The organism is Butyrivibrio sp. AE3009, from assembly GCF_000420845.1.
GTDB lineage: Bacteria > Bacillota > Clostridia > Lachnospirales > Lachnospiraceae > Butyrivibrio.
Map to the genome: position 1 here is coordinate 1 of NZ_ATVS01000075.1, position 7,065 is coordinate 7,065.

Sequence of the window (7,065 nt, forward strand, 5' to 3'; positions counted from 1 at the left end):
CAGGGGCTTCTTCAGCTACAGGCATTTCTGCCGGTACCTCTGCTGCCGGTGCTGCCTCTGCTGCTGCCAACATAGCTGCAAGGGCAGGATCCACATCCGGAGGTGCCTCCTCAAGTGTAGGCATCTCTCCCGTAGCGCCTTCTCCGGCCATCATCGCTGCCATCATTGCGTCCATATCAGCCGGAGCCTCTGCTGCCTCCGGTACAGGCTCGGCTGCCGGTGCTTTCGCAGGTGCCTCAGCTGCCATAGCCGCCATCATCGCATCCACATCGGATGCAGTCTCGGCTGCGGCCATTGCTGCCATCATCGCTTCCGGATCTACCGGCGCAGGTGCAGGAGCTTCCTCAGCGGGTGCCGCCTCTGCGGGAACCTCTGCTGCGCTTGCCGCCATTATATCCTCTACACTGGGAATGTCCATAATTGGTTCAGGTTCCGCAGCTTTTTTGGGTGCAGGAGCCGGTGGCGGCGCTTGTTCCGGTGCCGCTGCAGGCGCGGCTGCGGCCTCTTCTGCCTTCATTGCAGCCAAAAGATCATCCACATTGGCAGTAGAAAGATCCTGCCCATTAAGAATATCCTGAGTGCTCATGCCATCCATGCTGTTTCTCCTTTCGATTTATATCCAAAAATCATTATTTCGTACATTTATTAGAGCATATAGCGTCTAGCTATATTATCCTTTATTTCCCCGTGAATTTACAGTAAATTTTCTATAAAATCCGCAAATTTTCTGTGATTTGAGCCTGTCAGACCGCTCCGCAGACAGCCTATTTTTTCCCAAAAAACTTGTAGGAATACCCCTTCACAGCATATTCGCGAAGAGAGTCCTTGATCATTGTCGCATCCTGGTCTCGTTTCTTCTGAACAATGTTTACATCCGGTGAAATCCTACTGCTGACATCCTCCAGCTCCTGACTAAGCTGCTGAATGTTATGGGACATATTCAGCATCATCCCTGCCATATTCCTCATCATCTGAACAATGCTGTCCTGATTCTCCTTGACGAAGTCCCCCATGGTTCCTTCCGTAACTCTAAGGAGCTTAACCTGAGAAAAAGTGGTGATGGTATAGATCGCCGGTTTATGAAGCAGAAGCCCGAATTCTCCAAAGCAGGCTCCCGGGCTCAAAATTCCCAGAAGCACTTCCTTATCAGTTCCGTAGCCGGTGTACATCTCCACATTTCCCTCAATGACCTTGTACATATCAAGGTTGACCTCTCCTTCACTAAGGATTGTCATACCCGCCGGAACTGTGATTATCTTATTTTGATTTTTTACAGAATAGGCATCGAATACGTTTTTATCCATCTGCTGCGCCTCCGTCATAAAACACATTCACCCATTTTTCTGATTATATTTTAAATGAACGTTATATTGATAACAAATTAAACGTTTATAAACGCATTATTGTATCGTGCGCCATGCTATAATGATTATAAGTATGAAAGGGGGATTATTATGGGCAGAAATCATGAAGTGACAACCGTTCACGACCTGCTGGATGAAAACGGCGAACTCTCAGAGCCCGGTTGGAGTCGCAGACTCTTGCAAAGATATGACAGAAGCAGGATCAAGGCTCCCGCATGGCGTATCAAAGAGTGGGATTACTATCTGGTTCTAAACAAGGATTTTGCCGGTGCTTTCACTATCTCGGATGATGGCTATATCGGACTTCAGTCCGTGTCTCTTATCGAGTTTGGTGATAATCCGTGGGAGCACACCGAAACAGTTCTAAATGCACTTCCAATGGGCAAATTAAGACTCCCCTCAGACTCTTCGACAGGCAGCACCACCTATAGCGATGGCAGGCTTCAAATGTCCTACGAAGTAACAGAGGGTCAGCGCCATATCACCTGCTCTTTTGACAACTTCTTCGAAGGAAAGCCCTTCAAATGTGACATTATCCTGAGGCAGCCCGACATGGATACCATGGTCATCGCAACTCCCTGGGATGAGAAGCACGCTTTTTACTATAACCAGAAGATAAACACCATGCGTGCCTCCGGCTATATGGAATACGACGGCAAAAAATATGAATTCGACCCGAAGACTGATTTCGGCACCCTTGACTGGGGCCGCGGTGTCTGGACCTACGACAATACCTGGTATTGGGGATCAGGTAACTGCGATATAGACGGAAACGCCTTTGGCTTTAATATTGGCTATGGCTTTGGCAACACTTCCGCCGCCACCGAAAACGTACTTTTTTACAACAGAAAAGTACATAAGCTGGATGACGTAACCTTCCATATTCCCGAATCAGGTTACACAGATCCCTGGAAAATCACTTCCTCCGACGGGAGATTTGAAATGGATTTCATTCCGGTTCTTGACCGTGCAGCCTACATGAATTTCAAGATAATTGCCTCCGATCAGCACCAGGTATTTGGCAAAATTGCCGGTAAGGCCGTTCTGGATGATGGCACCGTTATCGAAATCAAAGATATGATGTGTTTCGCAGAAAAAGTACATAACAAATTTTAAGACGACTAAAAAACTCCTGAACCCATCAATCCGTTAAAAGATGAATTCACGAACGAAGTCATTGGCGGGAGTTTCCAATATTTCCTTAGGGGTCCCCACCTGCTGAACCACGCCTTCATTAAGGACAAAAATACGGTCGGACATATCCACGGCTTCAGTGAGGTCGTGGGTTACATAGACAATGGTTATGGCGTATTTTTTCTGGATCTCCTTGATCTCTCTGCGCATTTTTTTGCGAAGTCTTGCATCAAGGTTTGATAAGGGCTCGTCGCAGAGAAGGATTCCTGATTCCGATACCAGTGCTCTTCCAAGGGCAACTCTTTGCTGCTGACCGCCGGAGAGCTTGGAGGGCATGGTTTTCTCATAGTCAGACAAACCCATTTCCTCAAGGATATTCCTTACCTTTTCCTGAATCTCAGCTTTCGGACGTTTTCTGATCTTAAGAGGGTAGGCCACGTTGTCAAAAACGTTCATGTGGGGCCACACTGCATAGGACTGGAATACCATACCGATATTGCGGTTTTCCGGCGGTACGAAGGTATCCTCTCCGCTGACCTTTTTATCACCGATGAAGATCTCGCCGGTGGTGGGCTTCTCAAAGCCCGCTATCATGCGAAGGGTTGTGGTCTTACCGCAGCCTGAGGGGCCCAGGAGAGTTATGAATTCTCCGTCTGCGAACTCCGCATCGAATTTCTCTATTATTCTGCTGTTTCCAAAGCTTTTGGTCACATTTTTTAATGTTATGGTTGCCATAATTTCCTCCGTTATAGCTTTTTCCCTGTCATCATCAGATGGAAAACTTTCCCTTGGTAAGCTTGTTCATTGCCACATTCAGGATCAGCACAAATATCAGTATCCCGCTGGCAAGGGCCGACGCAGTCTGCTGGCTGTGATAGGTCTGATACAAAAACAGTTCAACTCCCAGCGTCTTTGTGTTGTTGGAATACAAGAGATTGGACATGGTAAGTTCATAGAAGCAGGGCATGAATATCAGAAACCATCCCGCCACGGCTGAGGGTAAGATCAGCGGCAGCGTAATGTCCCTCATTCTATGCAAAAATCCTGCTCCCGAAATCTGGGCCGCTTCCTCCAGGGAAGTACTTATCTGGGACAGCGCCGCCACAACGGTCCTCATTCCCATCAGCATGTATTTGATCATATATGCCACAACCATTATGAAGATCGTATTGTAAATGTTTATTCCAAATTTCCCGGACATGGTCATGATAAGTGACAGGGCGATTACAACGCTGGGGGTTCCGGAGCCTACGGTTATAAGGAAATCCGGGATCTCTTTTCCCTTAGCCGCTGTTCTCTTAAGCAGATACGCCATGAAAACACAGACGATCATTCCAAGAGTCGCCGCCAGAACTGCGGATATTATGCTGTTTCCGGTGGATTTGATGATGGACTGCCTGGAAACGATGGTGTTCCAGTATTTGAAGGTAATGTTGCCGGGGGCAAATACCGATTTTCCCATATTCATTGTAAAAGAGGTGGCGAATACGGTGGCAAAAGGCAGCACCACCACGATAAAGGCAAATATGGAAACAAGGATTGTCAGCGGGATCCGCCACTTTCCAAGGTCCACGATCGAAGGCTTGGTGGATTTGCCGGAGACTACGATGTAATCTTTTTTGGCCACGGTGAAATTGGAAACATAGAGAACTATGAAGGATACGATCATAAGAAATACCGCAAGGGATGTGGCATCCGACAGGCTCTCTCTTGAGCCCACCGATACGTAGTCAACGATGCGGGTGGTTATGGTATAGATTTTGCCGGGAGCTCCGATTATCGACGGAATGCCGTAGCAGGAGGCTGCCGCAACTAAGACAAGAAGTCCCGCCGCCACAATTGATGGCAGCATCAACGGAAGCGTCACGGTGAAAAGAGTGGCGACCGGCGATGCTCCGCAGCTTCTTGAAGCTTCCTCCAAAGAAGGATCCATTTTTTCCATAGCTCTTGAGATCGTTATGAAAGCATAGGGGTAATAGAAGGTGGTCAGAACCCAGACCAGCCCTCCTATCGAATAGATGTTAAAGGGTGCAGCGGACAGCCCAAAGAGCTTTTGCAGAAAAACGTTGAGGGTGCCCACTGTGGGATTAAGAAGACGCAGCCACGCCATGGCTCCCACATAAGGAGGAACCATGTAGGTGGTCACGAATAATGTTCTAAAGAATTTTTTGCCGTAGAGATTGGTTCTTCCCACCAGCCAGGCCAGGGGAAAAGCAATGACGACGCCAAATACCATGGACAGCGATGCGGTGATCAGAGTGTTCTTAAGACAGCTAAGGTTAAGGCCGTAGGAATATATCCTTTTTATACCTTCCAGGGAAAAATGCCCGTCGGATATAAATGAGCGCGCCACCAGATACAGCAGCGGAAACACCTGGAAAACCAGGAGAAATGCCACCACCAGTGCCATGAACAGCCATTTAATATCAAAATATCTTTTCTTAGTTTCCATGAACCCCCGTCGCTCCCCTTTGAATTACTCCACGGTTACATACTCCTGGAACATAGTGCGGATCTCGTCTCTTTGCTTGTAGGCCTTTTCCCAGTCCACGGGAATGTTGTTCGCAAGAAGCTCAGAGATAGGTCTTCCGTCATAGGGAACCTCTGTAAAATCGCTTCGTACGCCGTTCATCCAGCCCTTGACGATCTGCTTCTGGCCTTCGACCGAAAGGTAATAGTCCTCGATAGCTTCACAGGCTGCGATATTGTTGTTGGCGCTGTGAGCTTCGTCGATGATCATGATGGTTGAGGGAATGAGAACGGAGCCGTCCTCGGGATAGATTATCTCAAGGGCAGAGCCCTCTTCTTCTCTCTTTTTGAGTACGGATTCCTCAAGGATCATGATCTCCTTGCACTCGCCGGTCTCAAGCTTGGTAAGAGCAACGGAACCTGATTCTATAGCTACGTTCTGAGCTCCGAGAGCCTTGAAATAGTCCTCACCGTATTTATCGAGAAGAGCCACAACCGTTGAATAGGCGGTTCCGGAAGTAAGGGGATTACTCATGGAGAGCTGTCCTTTCATATCTTCTCTCTCGGCGAAATCCTTGAGGGTCTGTGGAAGATCCTCTTTATTGTTCAGTTCGGGATTGTAAGCAAGAACCATGTTAAGGGTCCTTACAGGATACCAATAGCCTTCTTTGTCGTATTCAAAAGCAAGCTTGTCGGCTTCGGGATAGATATAGGGATGGAGCATTCCCTGCTCCTTAAGTTCAAGTGAATAGGAGGGCTCAGCCACCATAAGGATATCGCAGCCCATTTTACCGGATTCCATCTCTGCGGCGATCTTGGACTGTATGGTTCCGGAGCCGCTCTGGAAGAATTCAACGTCAACATTTGGGAACTGCTTTTTCAAGGCCTTCTGCATCTCATCGACGATATCCTCGTACATGGATGTATAGATGACTACCTTGCCGGATACCTCAGAATTTGTGGCAGCGGGTGCCTGCGAATCAGCGCCGGCATTTCCGCCTTCGCTTCCGGCGCCCTGGCCTGATGAGCCGCAGGCAGCCATTGAAATTATCATGGGAATAGTTAACAGAATTGATAAGATTTTCTTTTTGTTCATAATAAACTCCTCCTCATTAACCATAGGTACGTTGGCGGAATTGTCTGCAAATGTATATGCAATTTCATCCATGTATTATTGTACTATGGTTAGCGAAGAGGAAAATATTAAAAGAAAATGAAAATCAGATATTAGCCATCGCCGCCAGAATATCCGCAACCACTTCTTCCATGCTGTGGTTCTTTTCGTCAATTGTTATATCCGCATATTTCTCATACAGAACACTTCTCTCATTGTACAGAGAGATAAGAGTCTGACCGTCACGCATTACCACGCCGCGCTGTTTTACATCATTAAGGCGCTTGGTAAGGTGATCCATATCCACCTTGAGGTACACTACTCTTCCGATGTTCTTGTAGTGCTCCATAGCTTCTTTGCCGTAGACAGCGCTGCCGCCGGTGGCGATGACTGTTTTCTGGGCCTCTATACCGGCATTTACTCTGTTCTCAATCTCAATGAAGCCGTCGATTCCTTCGGTTTCTATTATCTCGGAAAGTTTTCTGCCCTCTTTTTCCTGAATTACGATGTCAGCATCAACGAAGCTGTATCCCAGGATCTTGGCCAGGATAACTCCTACTGTGCTCTTTCCGGAGGCAGGCATGCCCACCAGGATGATATTGTCTTTTTTCATAATATTCTCCAAATCCTGCGCCATAAATTACTTAACAGTTGACGCGATAGAAGTCATTATAACATAGAATTGGAACTCCTTAGAAATGTAAGACAAATATGTAGTTATGATATCCGGTAGATTCAAATCCGCTGAAAGTATAGAAACACCCTGGATATTGATATCAAGGGTGTTAGGGGCTAATCACCTTAGATGGCCTATGATATTCATACTGATACTCCAGATAATGCTGTTTTAGTATGTGTATATAACACATTTCAGCCTTTACCAGCTAGTTTTTGTTCCTGAAAGGCATATTAAGATGCGACTTCACAGGTGTTTCATATGATTATCAAAATATTGATACCATAAAGGAGCCGGAAAACACGCAG

At 47.0% G+C, this 7,065-nt stretch carries 6 protein-coding genes and 1 pseudogene; 1 reads left to right on the plus strand and 6 read right to left on the minus strand.

The features are described 5' to 3' along the window. Both G588_RS0118065 and G588_RS0118070 read right to left on the minus strand, forming a co-directional pair. Window positions 1–595, minus strand: a pseudogene (locus G588_RS0118065) (hypothetical protein); the annotation flags it as partial. 169 nt (window positions 596–764) lie between these two features. After that, window positions 765–1,304, minus strand: coding sequence for a Crp/Fnr family transcriptional regulator (locus G588_RS0118070; RefSeq protein ID WP_022780093.1), 540 nt, complete (start codon window positions 1,302–1,304; stop codon window positions 765–767). Between the two features lie 150 nt (window positions 1,305–1,454). On the opposite strand from G588_RS0118070, the gene G588_RS0118075 reads away from it, so the two are divergent. Next, window positions 1,455–2,480, plus strand: a complete 1,026-nt coding sequence (locus G588_RS0118075; RefSeq protein WP_022780094.1) for a DUF2804 domain-containing protein — start codon at window positions 1,455–1,457, stop codon at window positions 2,478–2,480. A gap of 33 nt (window positions 2,481–2,513) precedes the next feature. On the opposite strand, the gene G588_RS20955 is transcribed toward G588_RS0118075, so the two are convergent. From G588_RS20955 to G588_RS0118095, 4 genes are all read right to left on the minus strand, one after another. Then, window positions 2,514–3,233 (minus strand): ABC transporter ATP-binding protein, encoded by a 720-nt coding sequence (locus G588_RS20955; RefSeq protein WP_022780095.1) that lies wholly within the window; start codon window positions 3,231–3,233, stop codon window positions 2,514–2,516. Window positions 3,234–3,267: 34 nt separating this feature from the next. Beyond that, window positions 3,268–4,950, minus strand: a complete 1,683-nt coding sequence (locus G588_RS0118085; protein ID WP_022780096.1) for an ABC transporter permease — start codon at window positions 4,948–4,950, stop codon at window positions 3,268–3,270. 24 nt (window positions 4,951–4,974) lie between these two features. Continuing rightward, window positions 4,975–6,063 carry an extracellular solute-binding protein gene (locus G588_RS0118090; RefSeq protein ID WP_022780097.1) on the minus strand — a complete coding sequence of 363 codons (1,089 nt, stop codon included), beginning with the start codon at window positions 6,061–6,063 and terminating at the stop codon, window positions 4,975–4,977. Window positions 6,064–6,187: 124 nt separating this feature from the next. Continuing rightward, complete coding sequence (locus G588_RS0118095) at window positions 6,188–6,694, minus strand: shikimate kinase (RefSeq protein ID WP_022780098.1); 507 nt, start codon at window positions 6,692–6,694, stop codon at window positions 6,188–6,190. Window positions 6,695–7,065: the final 371 nt, after the last annotated feature.